We start from the raw sequence: 21396 nt of genomic DNA on the forward strand, positions 1-21396 counted from the left end.
TGGCCGCCATGAAAACCGTCGCACAAGTGCTCAAAGCCAAGGACCAGAAGAACCAGGAGGTCCACACCATCAAGTCGCACCAGACGGTGATGGAGGCATTGATCCAGATGGCTGCCAAAAACGTCGGCGCCTTGCCGGTTGTGGACGAAGGCAAAGTCGTGGGGGTGATCAGTGAACGGGATTACGCACGTAAGCTGATCCTCAAGGGCCGCTCCTCTGCGACCACTGCCGTGAGTGAAATCATGAGTTCGCCGGTGATTACCGTCGATACTCACCAGAGCGTCGACAAGTGCATGAACATCATGACGGACGGTCACCTGCGCCACTTGCCCGTGGTCGAAGATGGCAAGCTGATCGGCCTGTTGTCCATCGGTGACCTGGTCAAGGAAGCCATTGCCGAGCAGGCTGATCTGATCAAACAACTGGAGCAGTACATCCGCGGCGAATAGGGGACCCCATGCTCGACACGCTGGAACATCAAGAAGACCACCTCGATACCCTGCACCGGGCGATGGCCGAACGGCGCTTTGTGGTGCTGACCGGTGCGGGCATCAGCACGTCGTCGGGCATTCCTGATTATCGCGACAGCGAAGGCGTGCGCCGGGGCAAGGCGCCGATGATGTACCAGGAATTCCTGGCCACGCCGCAAGCGCGGCGCCGCTACTGGGCGCGGGCGATGCTGGGTTGGCCACGGGTGCGGGTCGCGCAGCCGAACAAGGCTCACCTGGCGCTGGCCACGCTGCAACAACGCGAACGCATCAGCGGGCTGATTACGCAGAACGTCGATACCTTGCATGACCAGGCCGGTAGCCATGATGTGATCGAGCTGCATGGCAGTTTGCATCGAGTGCTGTGCCTGGATTGCCAGCAGCGCAGCGAGCGCGATGTGATCCAGCGGGTGATGGAAGATCAGAACCCCTACCTGGCCGGCGTCGATGCCGTGCAGGCGCCCGACGGCGATACGCTGCTCGATCCTGCCTTTGAAGAACGCTTCCAAGTCCCCCACTGCCCGCACTGCAACGGCCAACGGCTGAAGCCCGATGTGGTGTTTTTCGGTGAGAACGTCGCCCAGGCCACGGCGGCCAAAGCAATGGCCGCGGTACAGCAGGCTGAGGGGTTACTGGTGGTGGGCTCTTCGCTGATGGCCTATTCGGCGTTTCGCCTGTGCAAGGCGACGGTGGAGCAAGGCAAGCCGGTGATTGCCATCAACCTGGGCAAGACACGCGGGGATGAGCTGTTGCAGGTAAAGATCGAGGCGGCCTGCGAGCGGTTGCTGCCGTTGCTGGTCGAGCGGCTGAGCCAGTAGCACCAACAATGTAAACAGGGCTGCGTGTGGGAGCGGGCTTGCTCGCGAAGACGGTGCGTCAGTCAAAAGCGTTCCGGCTGACCCACCGCCTTCGCGAGCAAGCCCGCTCCCACAGATTTCTATACCGAATTAATGACCGCGCCCCCTTCGACCAACCGCACAAAAAATGACGCCCAAGTCACGTTTTTCCGCATTCCCCCGTCCCTACAACGATTTATGTAGTGCTCGAAAAAAATCACTACATAACCGTTGACGTAACCTTTTTACCCTTGCATTATCGAGACGTCTCCCGGATCGGGAGCGTTGGTAACACGTGTTTTGAACAAGCTCGTCTGACCGCCGAGCTGTTTTTTCCGGATGTGCACTGCCCACAAGGCAGATTGATGAAGCTGACCGGCCCGCAAGGATCGGTACAAGAAGCTAAAACGCTGCTTGTCTTCGCTATGAAACCATTGCGTAGCCGCTCATCAGCAAAACTACATGCATCAGGTTCAAGACCCTGCCCGTATTCGGCAGACAGTCACTGACGCCCGGCTTTCTGAGCCGGAGACAACTAAGCAGTTTTAACGGAATCAACTGATAGATCGCCAACTGGTCAAGGGGCTTACATTATGAATCTGAACAACCAACCAACTATCGATGAATTGGCTGAGATGTTCGCAGCGCAGAAAGACACACTCGACGACCATATCCTGTGGGTCGAAAAATCGGGTCAAGTCCATATCGACTGCGTGGCGCCCCACACCCTTGAGGAAGAGTTCGATAAAAATAACCGTAACCTGGCGGCGCGCCTGAAAATGTACCGCCGCGGCCAGGGTTATGTCGGCAAGAAGGCGGCTGCGGATCAAAACTTTATCGAGCAGGTATTCGACACACTTAACAATGCCTGGGCATCTTTCAAAGACAGCTCGAACGTTAAAGTAATCGACCGCTACTACTAAGTAATACTCGACCACTGTGGGCGCTGGCCCGTCGGCAATAGCGGTTTAATATTCAACGTTAATGTTGAGTTTTAAATAGCCATCGCCGACGAGCCAGCGCCCACATTTGTTTTGCGTCGTAATCAAAACGATGGGAATCGGCCTTTAGCGGCTTCATCGCGAAAGATATCGAACAAGACCTGCGCAGCTGCCGACAATTCATGGCCCGGCTTGGTCAACACACCAATCGGTCGCTCGATCACCGGATCGCTCAACGTGATGCAATGGGCGCCCGCCTCTTCCATCTGTTTCGCGCACAAGGCCGGTACGGCGCTGACGCCAAGGCCATTGGCAACCATCTTGCCCACCGTCGCCAATTGATGGCTCTCCAGCGCCACCGGCAATTTCATCTGCAAGGCGCCCAGATGCTCCTCGAGCATCACCCGTACCGTGGAAGGCCGCTGCAGGGTAATGAACGGCTGCTCCAGCAAGGTTTGCCAGTCGATTTCGCTTCGCTGGGCCAACGGTGAATCTCCGGGCACTACCGCAATAAACCGGTCCAGGTACAACGGGGTGAACGCCAGCGACGAACCCTCGGACGGCTCGAACGCCACGCCCAGTTCCACCTGACGGTCACGCACCATCTCCAGCACCTGCTCGTTGATCAGGTCATGCACCGTCACGTTCACCTGCGGGTAACGAGCACGGAATATCTTCAGGATCGGTGGCAGCAAGTTGCCCGCAAACGACGGCATCGCCGCCACGGTGACCCGGCCACGCTGGAGGGTGAAACGCTGGCGCAGCTCGTCCTCGGCGTTGTCCCAATCGGCGATCAAGCGACGCGCCAGAGGTAGCAACGACTCACCTTCAGGCGTCAGCGCGACATTGCGCGTATTGCGGCTGAACAAGCGCCCACCTAAACCCTCCTCCAGCCCTTTGATGGTCAGGCTCAGCGCCGATTGAGAGAGGTGCAGGCGCTCGCAAGCAGCGGCGAAACTCAAGCTCTGGGCCACGGCGAGAAAGGCACGCATCTGTTTAACGGTCATAGGAAGCTCCACGCTGCCAGTCAAATGCTGCAAGTGAGGTTGCCGCATGTCTATGCTTTAAGTGTGCGGCTTAACGCCGATTATGCTGTTTTTCAAACCAATCAACCTTAAAAAACAACTTAACAAATCAATCCGTCGGCGCAACACTCGTGTCATTGGCTGGCCCACACACAATAAAAGAGGTGCATATGGCAGGTTTCGATAAACGCGTGGCGTCCTATGAAGAAGCACTGGCAGGCCTGGAAGACGGCATGACCGTGCTCTCCGGTGGTTTTGGTCTGTGCGGCATTCCGGAAAACCTCATCGCCGAGATCAAGCGCAAAGGCACCCGCGACTTGACGGTGGTCTCCAATAACTGCGGCGTCGATGGTTTTGGCCTAGGCGTGCTGCTGGAGCAAAAGCAGATCAGCAAAGTGATCGCCTCCTACGTCGGTGAAAACGCCTTGTTCGAGAAGCAACTGCTCAGCGGCGAAATCGAAGTGGTATTGACGCCCCAAGGCACCCTGGCAGAAAAAATGCGCGCAGGCGGTGCCGGCATCCCGGCCTTCTTCACCGCCACCGGCGTCGGCACCCCCGTCGCCGAAGGCAAGGAAACCCGCGAATTCAATGGCCGCCCCTACCTGATGGAAGAGTCCATCACCGGTGACTTCGCCATCGTCAAAGGCTGGAAAGCCGACCATTTCGGCAACGTCATCTATCGCCACACCGCCCAGAACTTCAACCCGCTGGCCGCCACCGCCGGCAAGATCACCGTGGTCGAAGTTGAAGAAATCGTCGAACCGGGCGAGCTGGACCCGGCGCAGATCCACACCCCAGGCATCTACGTCGACCGGATCATCTGCGGCACCTTCGAGAAGCGCATCGAACAGCGCACTGTCCGCAAATAATCCGCCAGCCCAAATAATAAGGAGACAAACAATGGCTCTTACCCGCGAACAAATGGCTCAACGCGTCGCACGCGAAATGCAGGACGGTTTCTACGTTAACCTCGGCATCGGCATTCCGACCCTGGTGGCCAACTACATTCCCGAAGGCATGGAAGTGATGCTGCAATCGGAAAACGGCCTGCTCGGCATGGGCCCTTTTCCGACCGAAGAAACCATCGATGCCGACATGATCAACGCCGGCAAGCAGACCGTGACGGCACGCATTGGCGCCTCGATCTTCTCCTCTGCCGAGTCCTTCGCGATGATTCGCGGCGGCCACGTCGACCTCACCGTGCTCGGCGCGTTTGAAGTGGATGTCCAAGGCAACATCGCCTCGTGGATGATTCCCGGCAAATTGGTTAAAGGCATGGGCGGCGCCATGGACCTGGTGGCCGGCGCAGAAAACATCATCGTGATCATGACCCATGCGTCCAAGGACGGTGAGTCCAAGTTGCTCAGCCAGTGCAGCCTGCCGCTGACCGGCGCCAAGTGCATCAAGCGTGTATTGACGGACCTGGCTTACCTCGAGATCGAAAATGGCGCTTTTGTCCTCAAGGAACGCGCACCTGGCGTCAGCGTTGAAGAGATTGTGAGCAAGACCGCCGGTAAACTGATCGTCCCGGACCACGTTCCAGAAATGCACTTCCAGTGAGGACAGATTCCATGCAAGACGTCGTGATTGTTGCTGCCACCCGCACCGCCGTGGGCAGCTTTCAAGGTTCGCTGGCCAGTATCCCGGCACCGGAACTGGGCGCGGCCGTGATCCGTCGCCTGCTGGAGCAGACCGGCCTGGACCCGGCGCAAGTGGACGAAGTGATCCTCGGCCAGGTACTCACCGCCGGCAGTGGTCAGAACCCTGCGCGTCAGGCGTCGATCCTCGCCGGGCTGCCCCACGCAGTACCAGCGCTGACCCTGAACAAGGTCTGCGGCTCGGGCCTCAAGGCCCTGCACCTGGGCGCCCAGGCGATTCGTTGCGGCGACGCCGAGGTCATCATTGCCGGCGGCATGGAGAACATGAGCCTGGCGCCGTACGTATTGCCTGCTGCGCGCACCGGTCTGCGCATGGGTCATGCCAAAATGCTCGACAGCATGATCACCGACGGCCTGTGGGATGCGTTCAACGACTACCACATGGGCATCACCGCCGAGAACCTGGTGGACAAGTACGGCATCAGCCGTGAAGCCCAGGACGCGTTCGCCGCCGCTTCCCAGCAGAAAGCCGCTGCGGCTATTGAAGCCGGTCGGTTTGTCGATGAAATCACGCCGATCCTGATTCCCCAGCGCAAAGGCGACCCAGTGGCCTTCGCCGTGGATGAACAACCGCGCCCCGATACCACCGCCGAATCCCTGGCCAAACTCAAACCTGCATTCAAGAAAGACGGCAGCGTCACTGCCGGCAACGCTTCCAGCCTCAACGACGGCGCCGCTGCAGTGTTGTTGATGAGTGCAGATAAGGCCAAAGCCCTCGGCCTGCCTGTGTTGGCGCGTATCGCCAGCTACGCCAACGCCGGCGTCGATCCAGCCATCATGGGCATCGGCCCGGTGTCAGCCACTCGCCGCTGCCTGGACAAAGCCGGCTGGAGCATGGGCGACCTTGACTTGATCGAAGCCAACGAAGCCTTCGCCGCGCAATCTTTGGCGGTGGGCAAAGAGCTGGAGTGGGACGCCGAGAAGGTCAACGTCAATGGCGGTGCCATCGCCATCGGCCATCCGATCGGTGCCTCGGGTTGCCGCGTGCTGGTGACCTTGCTGCATGAAATGATCAAGCGCGACGCCAAGAAAGGCCTGGCGACGCTGTGCATCGGTGGCGGCCAGGGTGTAGCCCTAGCCCTCGAGCGCAACTGATTCAAAGAGCAACATGAGAAAAGGCCCGTTGTGGCGAGCGGGCTTGCCCCGCGTTGGGCTGCGAAGCGGCCCCAGAACCAGGCACCGAGTGATGACTGACATACCGCGTTCTGCTGACTGAGGGCTGCTTCGCAGCCCAACGCGGGGCAAGCCCGCTCGCCACAACAAGCCGCTCGCCACGACGCGCCCGCCAGCGACAATAATCAGCGCTTCATGCAGCGCTGATACCGGTCATCCACGCGCTTGGCGAACCACGCGGTGGTCAGGTTGCGGGTGATCTTCGGGCTTTTCAGCACGATGCCCGGCAGTATCGCCCGTGGCATCGGCTTGCCGGCCGCTTTATCAGCCAGCGCGTATACGCGTTTGTAGAGAGTGGTCTCCTCAAAGTCCAATTGCTCACCCTTCTCCAACTGGCTACGGATGGTCGGATTGCGCATGTCCAACTTGGCCCCCAGGGAGCGCACCGCCAACTCAGTGGTGCCCGGCAACAATGAGCCATAGCGAATCAAGTCGCCATCCAACGCCAGCTCGGTGCCAGTAATGCGGCTGACGGCGGCCTGGAACGCGGCATTGCGGCTGGCGTACCAACCGGCGTTGAAGTCAGCAAAGCGGTACAGCGGCTGGTCATAACTGACCGGGTAGCCCAGCAAGTGGGCGATGCCGAAATACATGCCGCCGCGCCGCGTGAAGACTTCACGGCGAATCGTGCCGTCCACTGTGTAGGGATAACCCCGGGCCTGTTTCTGTGCAAAGTCGATGCTGACTTGCATGGGGCCTGCGGTATGCACCGGGTTGAAACCGCCAAATAAGGTATTACCCAGAGGCACCACGCTGATGAAATCGTCAAAGATTCCACTCAGGTCCTTCTCCGTGCGTGCAGCACTCAAACGCTCGGCGTAGGACTTGCCGGTAGGCGAGCGCAATTGCAGTGCGCTGCGCACCACAAAGGCCGGCACATGGACCTTGCCGGCACGGCGCAGGATTTCATCCTGGGCGATCTTGCCCATGTTTGGCACCGGCGGGTCGACCTGATAGGTGGACTCTTGCTCGGTGACTGCCAGCACAGCACAGATATTTTCGGTGCTGGGGTAGATTTTCTGAGTGTCGAAGGCGGTGTAGATGTCTTGTGCCCAGCCACCACGGTCCGGCACCGTCGCCGGCAGCAGGCGCACGATCTGCGCTTTCACCTCGGCCTCGCTACGCTCCGGCTGTTGCGGACTGCGTGAAGTGGAGCAACCGGCCAGCACCAGCAACGTGGTGAGGCACAGGATCAGGCGGCTTGAATACATGGGGCTTCCTTGGGTAGCGACGGGCCGGGCATTGCGGATATCGACAGGTAAGTCTAACCGGGGTTCGCCGACCTGCCGTACTCGCCAATCACAAACTAACGTGACAGGATCTGTCATCGACCATTCCTACAAGGAGTTTGAATGCCATGCTCAGTGTGAACTTCCTCGTCACCTGCCTGATCGTCGTGCTGATCCCCGGCACCGGTGTGATCTTTACCGTCTCCACCGGCCTCACCGCCGGCAAGCGCGCCAGCGTATTTGCTGCGCTGGGTTGTACCGCAGGCATCCTGCCCCACTTGCTGGCATCGGTGCTCGGCCTCTCCGCCCTGCTGCACACCAGCGCGTTGGCGTTTGAAGTGCTCAGGTATGCGGGCGTTGCCTACTTGCTCTACCTGGCCTACGCCACCTGGCGTGATCGCTCGGCCTTCGCGATGAATGACGCACCGACCGCAACCACAGCGCGCAGCCTGATGATCCGTGGTTTCCTGTTGAACATCCTCAACCCCAAACTGACGATTTTCTTCCTGGCCTTTCTGCCCCAGTTCGTTACCCCAGGCAACATCTCGCCCGCCGTGCAAATGCTGGTACTGAGCGCAGTATTCATGGCGATGACGTTTGCGGTTTTCGTCATCTATGGCTTGTTGGCCAATGGCTTTCGCCGCGCCGTGATCGAATCGCCGCGCGTGCAGAACTGGCTGCGCCGAAGTTTTGCGGCAGCCTTTGCAGGGTTGGGCTTAAACCTGGCATTTGCGCAGCGCTGACAAGGACTACCGAAACATCCCACATAACTGCCGGATAAGCTCTACAGATACCACCTGAAAACCTCGGCAAAGTCCTTCGCCTGATCACACAGCGCGAGGGATTGCAGATGGTTTTTTGTGTTGGAACACGTATTGACGGGGCTGTCGCTTGAACCCGGCTATTGGCCGGCTGGCCCTGAGGCCCATGGACGTCAAAGCGCCGGATGTTGAAGGCGTCTTACGTGATTTCCGGGGCTGCCTGAACACCTTTGACGACTGGGCTTTGAGCTTCTGGAGCTTTTCGGCGCTGGATGTCGAGCAGGTGTTCAAGGTTGGCGATGAAGTGACGCTTGTCGCGCCCATAGCCCCCTCCATTTTTCCCAGCAGCACCGTCGCCACCTGCCAGGCCAACGGCACGTTGACCCTGGTGCACATGTTCCAAAGCACGCAGTTTGTGCCCATCGGCGATACGCCGGTGATACTGCAACGCGTCAACCCCAACGGTGGCCCGCTGGGTGAGCCGATCCACAAGACCATCGGCCCCAGCGGCATTCTTGAAATCACCGAGTGTGATCGCAACCAGCAGTACCGAATCAGTTTTTATCCCAACGTTTCCAAGGATCACGTCAAGGCGCTGTATGCGTCTTATCAGTCGGTGATCGCGGAACTGGAAGCGCGCCTGCGCGACGAATGGAACAGCACGCTTGAGGCACGTTGGAAAGACTTTACGGACGCTATCGCGCAAGACCAGCGCAGGATGGTGGAAACAGCGTTTCTAAGTGGCATGGGCAAAGCGCTTTACAGCCTGTGGGACAACATTACTCAACTGGTTGATTTACTGGCGGACATCAAGCCCAGCAGCGAGAAGTTGCTGCAATACATCTCCCAAACTGAACTTGATGAACTGCTGAAGCTCGGCAACGACGCAATCGCCGACGGCCTGCTGGTGCTCAGCGATGAGCCATTGTTGTTCATTTACGTGTCGGCAATGGTCAGCTGGATGCGCATGCTGCCGCCGAAAGAAATGCATGAATTGATGGGGGAAATCACTGGCGAGGTGTTGATCAACCTGCTGCTGATTTGGGCGACAGCAGGCGTGGGTGTGGCGGTGCGCCTGGGTACGAAGGTGCTGGGGCATATCAAGTCTGAGCGGACGTCGGAGTTGTTGGAGTTGCTGGCTAAAAAGCTGGTGATGCCCCGGTTGGAGCCGCATGCCAAGGTGGTTAAGCCGTTGCTGGGACGGAGTGCCGCAACCCCAATCAAGACGGTGCCGGTTGCACCGTTGAAGGCTGGGGATCAGTTGGTTTCCAACCCAGTGCCGGCGGTTCGTACCAAGAAACAGCAGACCGCGTTGGTGCGCCAGGAACACGTCGATGATGTGCCTGTTGCTGCGAAGAATCCCCAGGGAGATGCGGCGGCGCCTGCGGACAAAACCGCCACCAATGGCTGCCCGGTGTCGATGGTCACCGGGGAGGAATTGCTGACCCTTACCGATGGTGCGCTGGACGGGATTTTACCGTTTGAGTGGACGCGGTTGTACCGCACCAGTGCGGTGGAAGTGGATTGCGGGTTGGGGTTTGGCTGGAGTCATGCGCTGGCGCAGCGGTTGGTGGTTGCGGGTGATTCGGTGGTTTGGACGGATCATGAGAATCGGTCGACTGCCCTGCCCTTGCCTACTGTGGCTCGTCCGGCGATTACCAATAGCTTGGCGGAAGCGGCGATCTATTTGGGTGCTCTGCCCGATGAGTTGGTGCTGGCTCAGGCGTCACGTTTCTACCATTTCCGCAACGGTGTGCTGACGGCGATCAGTGATGCGTATGACAACCGGCTGCGGATTTCTCGTGATCGTTTGGGCCGGATTGAGCGGCTGGATAACGGCGCGGGTCGGTCGCTGTTTTTGCGCTACGAACTCGGTCGCATTGTGGCCGTGGACTATCAGGTTCATCGCGCCAAAGGGCATGAGCCATATGTGTGGGTGACGGAGCAGAACGTCGTTTCCTACGCCTATGACGACGCTGGGCGACTGGTTTCAGCGACCAATGCTGTAGGTGAAAGTGAGGTTTATCGGTACGACGATCAGCACGTCATTCTTGAGCGGCAGCTGGCCGGTGGGGCGAGTTTCTTCTGGGAATGGGAACGCGCGGGTAAGGCGGCCCGGTGCATCCGGCATTGGGCCAGCTTTTCGCAGATGGACACGCGCTATGTCTGGGATGACAACGGCAGGGTTACGGTTCACAACGCTGATGGCAGTCAGGAAGTGTATGTCCACGACCAGCGCGCGCGGCTGGTGCAGCGGATTGATCCGGATGGTGCGGAGCACTTCAAATCCTACGACGACAAGGGTCGGCTGACGGTTGAGCAAGATCCGCTGGGGGCGGTGACGGCGTATCAGTACGACGAAGCGGGACGCTTGGTGGCGTTGTTTCCGGGGGATGATGAGCCGACTTCCTACGAGCATGACAACGGGTTCGTACGGGTTGTACGGCGGGGTGAGGCGGTTTGGAAGTATGAGCGTAATGACCAAGGCGATATTACGCGTCAGACAGATCCTGACGGCCACATTACGGACTACACCTACGACAAACACGGGCAGCTGATTGGGGTTTGGTACCCGGATAACGGCTGTCATCGGCTGGTCTGGAATGAGCGTGGGCAGCTCGTTGAGGAACAGCTGCCGAATGGTGGGGTTAAGCGTTATCGCTATGACGATGTTGGACGGCAAGTTGCGCGCGAGGATGAGCATGGCGCGCTGACGCAGTATCAATGGGACGCCGCAGGGCGCTTGTTGAAACTCACCAAGCCCGATGGAGCGACGCGAGAATTCAGCTACAACCCCTACGGAGAGATCACCTCCGAACGTGACGAATTGGGGCATGTCACCCGCTACGAATATGCCGACGGTTTGCACCTGGTCAGCCGCCGCCTCAATGCCGATGGCACCCAGGTTAAATACCGCTACGACAACGCCCGGCTGCTGCTGACCGAGATCGAAAACGAAGTCGGCGAGACCTACCGGCTTGATTACCACCCCAACGGGCTGATCCAGCAAGAAGTCGGCTTTGACGGTCAGCGCACGGCCTACGTCTACGACCTCAACGGCAACCTGCTGGAGAAAACCGAGCACGGCGACGATGGCAGTCAGTTAGTCACCCGCTATGAGCGAGATCCTTCCGGCCGCCTCGTACGAAAAACCCTCCCAGACGGTGGAGTGGTCGATTACGCCTACGACCGCCAAGGCAACCTCCTCAGCGTCGACGACGGCCACTGGGCGCTAGCCTACGAATACGACAGCCAAAACCGCCTCATCGCCGACCACCAAGGCTGGGGCACCTTACGCTACGGCTACGACGCCTGCGGCCAGCTGAAAAACCTGCGCCTGCCGGACAACAACCGCGTCACCTTCAACCACGACAAAAGCGGCCACCTCACCACCGTCGAGCTGAACGGCAAAACCCTCACCTCTCACCTGTTCAACAACGGAAAAGAACGCCAGCGCCAACAAGGCCAACTGCTCAGCCATTACGACTACGACGACCAAAACCGTCTACACGCCCACGCGGTGACTCAACAGGAGCACAAGTTCTACCGCCGCCACTACGACTACGACAAATCCGGCAACCTCACCCGCCTGCTCGATACGCGCAAAGGTGAACACCACTACCACTACGATCCCCTCGCCCGCCTGACTCGAGCGGATCACTCGCAAGACGTGCAAGAGCGCTTCGGCCACGACCCGGCCGGCAACCTGCTGATGCAGGACCGACCCGGTCCGGACATCGTGGCGGGGAATCGGCTGGTGATTCAGGGCGATCATCATTATGACTATGACGCGTTCGGCAATCTGATCCGCCAAAGACTCAGTAAGGGTCATCAACTCGTTACCGAGTACCGCTACGATTGCCAGCATCGGCTTATCGGCATCACCCAGCCGAACGGGCAAACGGCCAGCTATCGCTATGACCCGTTTGGTCGACGGATCAGCAAAACCGTCGACGACATCACCACCGAGTTTTTTTGGCAAGGCGACAAGCTGGTTGCGGAGCATCACGCGGGCAGGCATCGCAGTTATATCTACGAGCCGGACAGTTTCCGTCCGCTGGTCCTGCTGGAGGGCTTTGGTCCAAAACATACCCAGCCGTTCCACTACCAACTCGACCACCTCGGCACCCCGCAGGAACTCACCGCCCCCGACGGCGAAATCGTCTGGTCCGCGCATTACCGCGCCTACGGTGAAATAGCCCGTCTAGATGTCGGGAAAATAGACAACCCGCTGCGCTTCCAAGGCCAATACTTCGACCCGGAAAGCGGCCTGCACTACAACCGCCATCGCTACTACAATCCAGATATTGGTCGTTACCTGACGCCCGACCCGGTGAAGCTGGCAGGTGGGATCAACGCGTACCGGTACGCGCCGAACCCTACGGGGTGGGTCGATCCGCTGGGATTGAACACATGCCCCGGCGGGGATGGCTGCGCGCCAAGTATTATCGACAAAAAGCCGCCGGTAGGCGTTAACCACGCAGAGCCAGCAACACCACAAATGTCGCGTGCAGAGCGACAGGCGAGGATTGATGAACTTACAGAAGCAAACGCGTACAGGCGATTGAATGAGCTAGAGAAATTGACACCAGGCGCGCATTTCTTGGAAAAACACGGCGCCCAGACAACACTCGAATCTCAACTGGAAAGACTCCAAACAGCAAGAAACCCGACAACAGGAATTATCGAAGTCTATACATCAGGTCCGAATATAGGTCAGCCTAAATATCCACCTGCCGCGACTCGATATCTCAGTCATAAGGATCAATTGAACGCTATATTTAGAGCACAGCTCATTTTCAGAAGAAACGGTCATGCCGCATCATTGAGACCCATGAACATGGGGAGGGTAATTGGCGATGGATATTCCGCCGATGGCATGCAGTATGGCCAAAAGCGCAACGCCCGAGTAATACTCAACAGCCAAGGCAACCCTAAAACAGCATATACGGAGTGAGAAAACCATGAAAAGTGTGAAAAAAGAACCCAGCATGTCAATAATTCGCGGCTTATTATTTACCTATGATATTGAAAATACTGACGATCTAGAAAGAGAAAAGCTTATTGCATCAAAAGATATAAATAATGAAAAGGAGCTTTCAGAGCTATTTGATGAGTTGACCAAACCTGAGTTTTTGTCATATACAAAGATTGAACAGGAGTGGTTTATCGATTCGATCGACCACTACTTATCTATCAACGACAGCTTCGATTCTGTATTTAAAACGATGGCAACTTACTTCAGCACACCTGTATACGATCAAAGAGCGTTCATGCAGATACTCTTGAACCGTCTTACGGATTACAGAAGCACACATTGAAAGCCTCGATTGTTTTTTATAACCTCAACATCATCTCGCAACGCTCATTGTTTGCCAGCGCGGTGCTTTACAGCAATCCCAGGCCCGTGACGAACAAACCCGCTCGCCACAGGGTCACCGACCGGAATTAAATCCCCGCCAACGCCAAATCCATCGCAAAGTAAGTAAATATCAAATCCGCCCCCGCGCGCTTGATGGACCCCAACGTCTCCCGCACCACCCGTGCCTCATCAATCGCCCCTGCCTGGGCACCAAACTTAATCATCGCGTACTCACCACTCACCTGATACGCCGCCACCGGCAAACGCGAGGCTTCGCGGATGTCGCGGATGATGTCGAGGTAGGCACCGGCTGGCTTGACCATCAGCGCGTCTGCGCCTTCCTGCTCATCGAGCAGCGATTCGCGCACGGCTTCGCGGCGGTTCATGGGGTTCATCTGGTAGCTTTTGCGGTCGCCTTTGAGCGCGCTGCCGCCGGCTTCGCGGAACGGGCCGTAGAGGGCCGAGGCGAATTTGGTGGAGTAGGCCATGATCGGAATATGCGTGAAGCCAGCGTCGTCCAGGGCGCGGCGAATTGCCTGGACCTGGCCGTCCATCGCAGCAGACGGCGCGATTACGTCAGCACCGGCGCGGGCGGCGGCCACGGCTTGTTTGCCGAGGTTGACCAGGGTCGCGTCGTTGTCGACGTGGGCGCCGTGCATCACGCCGCAGTGGCCGTGGTCGGTGTATTCGCAGAAGCAGGTGTCGGACATCACGATCATTTCCGGCACGGCGTCCTTGATGATCGAGGACATGCGCGAGACCAGGCCGCGTTCTTTCCAGGTGTCGCTGCCGTTGGCGTCCAGGTGGTGGGACACGCCGAACGTCATCACTGACTTGATCCCGGCGCGGGCATAGCGCTCGATCTCAGCGGCCAGTTTCTTTTCAGGAATACGCTGCACACCCGGCATGCTGGTGATCGGCACAAAGTCGTCGATTTCTTCTTCGACGAAAATCGGCAGTACCAAATCGTTGAGGGTGAATTCGGATTCCTGGAACAAACCACGCAGCTCCGCAGAGCGGCGCAGGCGGCGTGGACGGGCTTGGGGGAACTGGCTGGTCATGGCTGTCCTGAATAGCGGCAGAAATAGTTGGGGCGAAAGCTTATGCCCCTTGGCCCCGGCAGCACAAACGCCAAGGGGCCAACAGTGTATTGCGCAGCCCGTAACAATTCATTGATCTAGAGCTGTACTCGCCCGTCGATGCACACCGCAACCGCACCGCCGACCCAGATTTCATCGCCGTGGCGCTCGACGCGTATACGCCCGGCGCGCCCCATGACCGTGCCTTGGCTGACCACATAACAGTCGGGCGCCAGCCCCTCGCTCAACAACCATTGGGCAATGCCGGCATTCAGGCTGCCAGTGGCGGGGTCTTCCTGAGCGCCGTCGCCGGCGATAAAGCCGCGGACTTCGAAGTGCGTGTCCACGGCGTCGCGCGCCGGGTCACAAGCTGCGATGACGCCAATCGCCAGACCGTGCAATTGCGAGTAGTCCGGCTGCAAAGCAAGCACTTGGTCGCGATCGGCCAACATCACTGCCAGCCAGCCCGCGCCATTGTCGACCCATTGACTGCTCACGATGGCTTCGGGCGCCAGGCCCAACCCCAGGCGCACGCGCTCAAGCAGAGGTGGATCCACCGGGCCGGTGCGCAACAACGGTGGCGCAATGAACGCCAACTCGCCGCCTTCACGACGGACACGCACCAGGCCGATTTCGCACTCCTGGATGATCTCGTCGCCCTTCGGTACGCCGCCCGCCTGCAGCCAGGCATGGCAACTGCCCAGCGTCGGGTGCCCGGCGAACGGCAGCTCTGTGAGCGTGGTAAAAATTCTTACCCGATAGTCAGCCCGAGGATCACGCGGCGTCAGCAAAAACGTGGTCTCGCTCAGGTTGGTCCAGTTAGCAAAATCGGCCATCTGCTGGTCAGTGAGGCTGTCAGCGCCCAGCACCACCGCCAGTGGGTTGCCTTTGAGCGAAACGCTGCTGAATACATCCAGTTGCTTGAAATCAAAAGAGGGCATACTTCAACGCTCTAGGGTCACGCAGGTACGTTCAAGCCACGAATTACCGCCGGACGTGCGACAAAGCCGTCCAGCGCGCGCAGCACATTAGGAAAGTCGGCGATGCCGACCAGATCGCCGGACTCATAGAAGCCGATCAGGTTGCGAATCCACGGAAAGGTGGCGATGTCGGCGATGCTGTACTCGTCACCCATGATCCAGGTGCGGCCCAGCAGGCGTTTTTCAAGCACTTCCAGTAATCGCCGGGACTCGGCGACGTAACGATCACGCGGACGTTTATCGTCGTAGGCCTTGCCGGCAAATTTGTTGAAGAACCCGACCTGGCCGAACATCGGGCCGATACCGGCCATCTGGAACATCAGCCATTGAAGGGTTTCATAGCGGGTGGCCGGGTCTTCGGAAAGCAGCTGGCTGGTTTTTTCCGCCAGATAAATCAGGATCGCACCGGATTCGAACAACGCCAGCGGCTGACCGCTCGGGCCATTGGGGTCGATGATCGCGGGAATCTTGTTATTGGGGTTCAGGGACAGAAATTCCGGGGACAACTGGTCCTGGGTCTCGAAATTGACCTTGTGCGCCTCGTAGGGCAGGCCCAGCTCTTCAAGCATGATCGACACTTTGACGCCGTTGGGCGTGGGCAGCGAATACAGCTGCAAACGCTCCGGATGCTGGGCGGGCCATTTGCTGTTGATCGGGAAAGCGGCGAGTGCATTCATCGGGAAATCCCCAGGCGGAAAGCCCCCATGATAGCCACCCCAACGCCGTCCTGCATGGGTCATCATTGCGCAACATAACCACGCTATCGTGCGCGCAGGCGAACCAAAATGCCGATACGCACTCTTAAGTGCGCCATTACGGTGAAAGGAGACACCCTGTTACAACGACACGGAAAAACCGCAGGACGCCGGATGCGTCGCTGGGTCCCGGCTTGTCCGCCTTAATCCGATGCACTGAAGACTCGAACCTAATGACAATCAAGCCTCTGTGCCTTGCGCAACGCCTTAAACGTTATTCGTACATCATGCTGCCGCTGCTGTTGGCAGGCGGCGCCATCGGCCTGAGCCTGGAGTCGCGCATCAGCAGCGCCGGCCCGGTGGATGGCGTGCAAACCCTGGTATTCCTGCGCCACGGCGAAAAACCCGTCGGCGGCCTCGGCCAGCTCAATTGCCAGGGCCTGAACCGCGCGATGAACCTGGCCACCGTGCTGCCGGAGAAATTCGGCAAAGCCAACTTCGTGTTTGCGCCCAACCCGACGCGTAATGTCGAGGAAGGCGAGCACGATAATTCCTACAGCTACATTCGGCCGCTGATGACCATCAGCCCCAGCGCGATCAAGCTGGGCCTGCCAGTGAACATCAAGTTCTCGGCCAACGACACCAGCGCCCTCGCCGACGAATTGGTGGAAGACAAATATCACAACGCGATCATCTACACCGCCTGGTCGCACGGCTACCTGCCGGAGCTGATCAACAAAGTGGCCAGTGAGGCTTCGGGCGAAAAACACACCATCACCGAAGACTGGTCGGGCAGTGACTTCGACACGTTGTATGTGCTGACGTTGACCTGGCACAACGGCAAGGCGTCGCTGCTGAGCCGCAACTACAAGCAAGGCCTGGATAACGGCCAGCAGACATGCCCGGATGCAACTCAGGTCAGCGCAGATATCTGAAGCCGGCGCGGCACAAGCGTATGATGCGTCGCTATTGAATCATCTGCGGATCAGCACCATGCCCAACCTCGTCTCCATCCAGCCCAACCGGGGCTGGTCGTTCTGGTGGAAACCAGCGCTGTTCCTGCTGGTGGCCTGCATTGGCCTCTACTACGTGAAGTGGTCGCCCTACTACCTCAAGGCATTCGTCGCGGCGGATGACCACAGCATCGGTGCCTCGATTCTCAATGACCAGCAAACCGCGCCCCTGACGGCCGCGCTGGCCTACGCCCAGGTGTATTTCCTGGCGATCTGGAAAGCTGCCGTGCTGGCGGTAATTCTGGGTTCGCTGCTGCAAGTGTTGATTCCCCGTGACTGGCTGCTGCGCCTGTTTGGCCGCGCCGGGCTGGGTTCGACCCTGCGCGGTGGCCTGTTCGCCCTGCCGGGGATGATGTGCAGTTGCTGCGCAGCACCTGTCGCGGCGGGCATGCGCCGTCAAAACGTGTCGGTGGGTGCGGCGTTGGCGTTCTGGATCGCTAACCCGGTGTTGAACCCGGCGACGCTGGTGTTCATGGGCTTTGTTTTGGGCTGGGGCTTTACCGCATTGCGGCTGGTGGCGGGGATTGTGCTGGTGGTCGGGGTGTCGTTGGTGGCACAGCGGATTGCCCGGCCCGATCAAGTGCCCGAAGCCGCATTGAACGCGGTCGCCGACGCCAGCCTGAGCGAATCGCAACCGTTCCTGAGCCGTTGGTTGCGTACCCTGTGGCAGCTGTTCTGGAGCACGATCCCGATCTACATCATTGCCGTGCTGGTACTGGGCGCCGCGCGGGTCTGGCTGTTTCCCCATGTCGATGGGGCCATGGCCAACAGCCTGATGTGGCTGGTGCCACTGGCAATCGTCGGCACGCTGTTCGTGATTCCTACGGCCGCCGAAATCCCTATCGTACAAACCATGATGAGCCTGGGCATGGGCACCGGCCCGGCCGTCGCCTTACTGATGACACTGCCGAGCGTGAGCCTGCCGTCCCTGTTGATGCTGCGCAAGGATTTCGATGCGCGGGTGCTGGTGACGGTGGCCGTGCTGACCATGGTGGTGGGCGTGGTGTGCGGGTTGATCGGGGCGGTCATCCTGTAGAGTTCGGGTGAGGTTCAGGGCGCTTTCGCGAGCAAGCCCGCTCCCACATCTCGACCACGTTCCTACAGGATAAACGCGGTCAAATGTGGGAGCGGGCTTGCTCGCGAAGAGGCCCTTAGCCACCGCTGATTATTCTGACTTGCCACTGCGCTCGCGCAAGTACTCCACCACGGCGCCCTGCTCGCCCGCAAACTCGATCCGCGCGCCTTTGCGTTCTCGCTGGAAGGCATACATCGGGTCGTAATACTCGCGCAGCAAACCCTCGATCCACACCCGGTGCAGGTCCACGGCACCACTGCGGGCCTGTTCCGCCAGGGCATCTTGCAAGATCGCCTGCAGCCGCTGGAAGCGCTCGCCACCCAGGCGTTTATGGATATTGGCCAGGCTCTGGGTCAGGCGCTCGGCGAACAGTGCCTGACCGTTTTCGCCAAATACTTGAATGAATTCGGCGCAGAGGTCGACCACATAATCACGCAGGATTCTTTCTACGCGGCCTTCAACGCTGTCTTCCAACCACACCATCGAAAACGTCTGCATGCTCTGGTGCAAGGGTAACGGCAGCGCACAACTGCCGATCATGCGGCTTTCGTCCTCGACCACGAATTGCTCGATACCCTCCGCGCGCTTTTTCAGCAGGTCCACAGCCAAGCGGTTTTCGAAGTCGATGTTGGACGGCTGCGCGGTGGCGCGCTTGCCAAAGCTGGAGCCGCGATGGTTGGCGTGGCCTTCCAGGTCCAATGCGTTGCGCAATTGGCCGAGCACTTCGGTCTTGCCGGTGCCGGTCATGCCGCCAAGTAGCACAAAATCACACTGCGCAGTCGCCTGCTCCAGCGTTTCCAGCAGGAAAGTACGCATGGCCTTGTAGCCACCGCCGACTCGCGGGTACTCGATACCGGCTTCGGTCTTCAACCATTGCTGCACGATCTGCGAGCGCAGCCCCCCGCGGAAGCAGTACAAATAGCCCTCAGGGTTGGCCTTGGCAAACTGCGCCCACTGCTCAATACGCTCGGCCTTGATCGCCCCGGACACCAGTTCATGCCCCAGCACGATAGCGGCTTGCTGGCCTTGCTGTTTGTAACAGGTACCGACCCGCTGGCGCTCGTCGTCGGTCATCAGCGGCAGGTTGACCACACCGGGGAATGCGCCTTTGGTGAACTCGATCGGCGCGCGGGTATCCATCATTGGCCGGTCGTTGAGGAAGATGTCGCGGTAGTCGGTGATGTCAGTTGCCATCAAAACACCTCTACCGCGTGGGTCTGTCGCTCAACCAGTTCGCCGATGGGCTCAAGGCTCAGGCCCAGTTCGGCGGCCACGGTGTGGAATTCGGCGTCGCCTTCAGGGCTAACGGCAATCAGCAAGCCGCCGCTGGTTTGCGGATCGCACAGTACGCGCTTGTGCAGCTCCTGCAGGCGCCCGAGCTTGCTCGAATAACTGTCGAAGTTGCGCAAGGTGCCACCGGGCATGCAGCCCTGATCGAGGTAGTCCTCGATCCCGGCCAGGCGTGGGACCTTTTGGTATTCGATACGCGCCGTGAGCCCACTGCCGTCAGCCATTTCCACCAGGTGACCCAACAGACCGAAACCGGTGACATCGGTCATCGCGGTTACGCCGGCCAACTTGCCGAAACGGCTGCCAGGTTTGTTGAGCGTGCACATCCAGTCACGGGCCAGGCCGATATCCGCTTCGCGCAGCTTGCCCTTCTTTTCGGCGGTGGTCAGGATACCGATGCCCAGAGGCTTGGTCAGGTACAGCTTGCAGCCGGCAGTGGCGGTGTCGTTACGCTTCATGTGGCGTTTTTGCACGATGCCGGTGACGGCCAAGCCAAAGATCGGCTCCGGCGCATCGATGGAGTGCCCGCCGGCCAACGGAATACCGGCGGCGTCGCACACCGAACGGCCGCCACGGATGACTTCGCGGGCAATTTCCGGCGCCAGTACATTCACCGGCCAACCCAGAATGGCGATGGCCATCAACGGGTCGCCGCCCATGGCGTAGATGTCGCTGATCGCGTTGGTGGCGGCGATACGGCCGAAGTCGAAGGGATCATCGACAATCGGCATGAAAAAATCAGTGGTGGAGACCACGCCGCGCTCGTCGTCGATGGCGTACACCGCCGCGTCGTCGCGCGAGGCATTGCCGACCCACAGGTTGGGGTCGAGGTTCTGCGCGCCGCTGCCGGCAAGGATCACCTCCAGCACCTGCGGTGAAATCTTGCAGCCGCAACCCGCGCCGTGGCTGTACTGGGTAAGGCGAATCGGCTCGTTCATGGTGGACCTCAAGGTAACAAGTGCGCGGATTCTATCAGACAGCAAAAAGCCGGCTGGGCGCTTGTGCGCTCAGCCGGCTTTGTGTGTTTCTGGCGTTACTGCCTCGCGGCGAGCAAACGCTGGTGGCGATTGCGTCGTGCGATGTTCAAACACTCAATCGCTGCCGAGAACGCCATGGCCGCATACACGTAGCCTTTTGGCACATGGGCGCCGAAGCCTTCGGCGATCAGCGTCATGCCGATCATGATCAAAAAGCCCAGGGCCAGCATGACCACAGTCGGGTTGTCGTTGATGAACTTGGCCAGCGGTTCGGCCGCCACCAGCATCACGATCACCGAAACCACCACCGCAATGATCATGATCGGCAAGTGCTCGGTCATGCCCACGGCGGTGATGATGCTGTCGATGGAGAACACCAGGTCGAGCAGCAGGATCTGGCCGATGGCCGCGGCAAAGCCAATGGTCACGGCATTGCTGACGGTTTCTTTCGCCTCCGGCTCCGGGTCCATGCTGTGATGGATTTCGGTGGTCGCCTTCCACACCAGGAACAGGCCACCGGCGATCAGGATCATGTCCTTCCACGAAAACGCCTGGCCGAAGATTTCGAACACCGGCGCCGTCAACTGCACGATAAACGCGATGGTACTCAACAGGCCCAAGCGCAGTACCAACGCCATGCTGATACCGATACGGCGTGCCTTGGCCCGATGCTTCTCGGGTAATTTGTTGGTGAGAATCGAGATAAAGATCAGGTTATCGATGCCCAGCACGATTTCCATCACGATCAAGGTGGCCAGCGCGATCCAGGCGGTGGGGCTGGCGGCCAGTTGTAAGAGGTAATCCATAGGTCAGT

19 protein-coding genes are annotated in these 21396 nt (G+C 59.2%); 11 read left to right on the forward strand and 8 right to left on the reverse strand.

The genetic code is table 11. The features are described 5' to 3' along the window. Positions 1-8 precede the first annotated feature (8 nt). The 3 genes from ACM530_RS29715 to ACM530_RS29725 all read left to right on the forward strand — a co-directional run bounded on the left by ACM530_RS29715 (position 9) and on the right by ACM530_RS29725 (position 2247). Complete coding sequence (locus ACM530_RS29715; RefSeq protein ID WP_145163407.1) at positions 9-449, forward strand: CBS domain-containing protein; 441 nt, start codon at positions 9-11, stop codon at positions 447-449. An 8-nt stretch (positions 450-457) separates the two neighbouring features. Next, a complete protein-coding gene (locus ACM530_RS29720) occupies positions 458-1306 on the forward strand; it encodes an NAD-dependent protein deacetylase (protein ID WP_416363894.1) in 849 nt (282 codons plus the stop codon). A 611-nt stretch (positions 1307-1917) separates the two neighbouring features. Then, positions 1918-2247 (forward strand): hypothetical protein, encoded by a 330-nt coding sequence (locus tag ACM530_RS29725; protein ID WP_106579931.1) that lies wholly within the window; start codon positions 1918-1920, stop codon positions 2245-2247. Positions 2248-2369: 122 nt separating this feature from the next. Here ACM530_RS29725 and ACM530_RS29730 read toward each other — a convergent pair whose 3' ends face one another. Next, positions 2370-3272 carry a LysR family transcriptional regulator gene (locus tag ACM530_RS29730; RefSeq protein WP_145163403.1) on the reverse strand — a complete coding sequence of 301 codons (903 nt, stop codon included), beginning with the start codon at positions 3270-3272 and terminating at the stop codon, positions 2370-2372. Between the two features lie 188 nt (positions 3273-3460). Between ACM530_RS29730 and ACM530_RS29735 the strand changes: the two genes are divergently transcribed. From ACM530_RS29735 to ACM530_RS29745, 3 genes are read left to right on the forward strand one after another with little or no spacing between them, the layout of a single operon-like run. After that, positions 3461-4159: a CoA transferase subunit A gene (locus ACM530_RS29735; RefSeq protein WP_058425579.1), complete on the forward strand. Its 699-nt coding sequence runs from the start codon at positions 3461-3463 to the stop codon at positions 4157-4159. A gap of 31 nt (positions 4160-4190) precedes the next feature. Further along, on the forward strand, positions 4191-4850 hold the full coding sequence (locus tag ACM530_RS29740) for a CoA transferase subunit B (protein WP_017135011.1): 660 nt from the start codon (positions 4191-4193) through the stop codon (positions 4848-4850). 11 nt (positions 4851-4861) lie between these two features. Next, positions 4862-6043, forward strand: coding sequence for an acetyl-CoA C-acetyltransferase (locus ACM530_RS29745; protein WP_416363895.1), 1182 nt, complete (start codon positions 4862-4864; stop codon positions 6041-6043). Positions 6044-6246: 203 nt separating this feature from the next. On the opposite strand, the gene ACM530_RS29750 is transcribed toward ACM530_RS29745, so the two are convergent. After that, positions 6247-7332, reverse strand: coding sequence for a DUF1615 domain-containing protein (locus tag ACM530_RS29750; protein ID WP_145163397.1), 1086 nt, complete (start codon positions 7330-7332; stop codon positions 6247-6249). A gap of 146 nt (positions 7333-7478) precedes the next feature. Between ACM530_RS29750 and ACM530_RS29755 the strand changes: the two genes are divergently transcribed. From ACM530_RS29755 to ACM530_RS29765, 3 genes are all read left to right on the forward strand, one after another. Beyond that, positions 7479-8093, forward strand: coding sequence for a LysE family translocator (locus tag ACM530_RS29755; RefSeq protein ID WP_262206243.1), 615 nt, complete (start codon positions 7479-7481; stop codon positions 8091-8093). A 184-nt stretch (positions 8094-8277) separates the two neighbouring features. Then, positions 8278-13068, forward strand: a complete 4791-nt coding sequence (locus ACM530_RS29760; protein ID WP_416363896.1) for an RHS repeat-associated core domain-containing protein — start codon at positions 8278-8280, stop codon at positions 13066-13068. A 16-nt stretch (positions 13069-13084) separates the two neighbouring features. Beyond that, a complete protein-coding gene (locus ACM530_RS29765) occupies positions 13085-13432 on the forward strand; it encodes a hypothetical protein (protein ID WP_369303347.1) in 348 nt (115 codons plus the stop codon). Between the two features lie 127 nt (positions 13433-13559). On the opposite strand, the gene hemB is transcribed toward ACM530_RS29765, so the two are convergent. The 3 genes from hemB to ACM530_RS29780 form a co-directional block, all read right to left on the reverse strand. Then, complete coding sequence (hemB, locus tag ACM530_RS29770) at positions 13560-14534, reverse strand: porphobilinogen synthase (protein WP_416363897.1); 975 nt, start codon at positions 14532-14534, stop codon at positions 13560-13562. Positions 14535-14650: 116 nt separating this feature from the next. After that, positions 14651-15493 (reverse strand): PhzF family phenazine biosynthesis protein, encoded by an 843-nt coding sequence (locus ACM530_RS29775; RefSeq protein WP_416363898.1) that lies wholly within the window; start codon positions 15491-15493, stop codon positions 14651-14653. 17 nt (positions 15494-15510) lie between these two features. Then, entirely contained in the window at positions 15511-16209 is a 699-nt protein-coding gene (locus ACM530_RS29780; protein ID WP_145163385.1) for a glutathione S-transferase N-terminal domain-containing protein, read from the reverse strand. A 251-nt stretch (positions 16210-16460) separates the two neighbouring features. On the opposite strand from ACM530_RS29780, the gene ACM530_RS29785 reads away from it, so the two are divergent. Together ACM530_RS29785 and ACM530_RS29790 are read left to right on the forward strand one after the other, a co-directional pair. Beyond that, complete coding sequence (locus tag ACM530_RS29785; RefSeq protein ID WP_145163383.1) at positions 16461-17162, forward strand: histidine phosphatase family protein; 702 nt, start codon at positions 16461-16463, stop codon at positions 17160-17162. 58 nt (positions 17163-17220) lie between these two features. Beyond that, positions 17221-18276: a permease gene (locus ACM530_RS29790; protein ID WP_416363899.1), complete on the forward strand. Its 1056-nt coding sequence runs from the start codon at positions 17221-17223 to the stop codon at positions 18274-18276. A 129-nt stretch (positions 18277-18405) separates the two neighbouring features. On the opposite strand, the gene mnmH is transcribed toward ACM530_RS29790, so the two are convergent. From mnmH to ACM530_RS29805, 3 genes are all read right to left on the reverse strand, one after another. Continuing rightward, a complete protein-coding gene (gene mnmH, locus ACM530_RS29795) occupies positions 18406-19509 on the reverse strand; it encodes a tRNA 2-selenouridine(34) synthase MnmH (RefSeq protein WP_416363900.1) in 1104 nt (367 codons plus the stop codon). Continuing rightward, on the reverse strand, positions 19509-20543 hold the full coding sequence (gene selD, locus ACM530_RS29800) for a selenide, water dikinase SelD (RefSeq protein ID WP_145163377.1): 1035 nt from the start codon (positions 20541-20543) through the stop codon (positions 19509-19511). The genes mnmH and selD overlap by 1 nt, the downstream gene beginning before the upstream one ends. A 95-nt stretch (positions 20544-20638) precedes the next feature. After that, the gene (locus tag ACM530_RS29805; RefSeq protein ID WP_106580101.1) at positions 20639-21388 is read right to left on the reverse strand and encodes a TerC family protein; all 750 of its coding nucleotides are present in this window, start codon (positions 21386-21388) and stop codon (positions 20639-20641) included. Between the last annotated feature and the right edge of the window lie 8 nt (positions 21389-21396).

The organism is Pseudomonas sp. NFX183 (assembly GCF_047943075.1).
In the GTDB taxonomy this organism is placed as follows: domain Bacteria; phylum Pseudomonadota; class Gammaproteobacteria; order Pseudomonadales; family Pseudomonadaceae; genus Aquipseudomonas.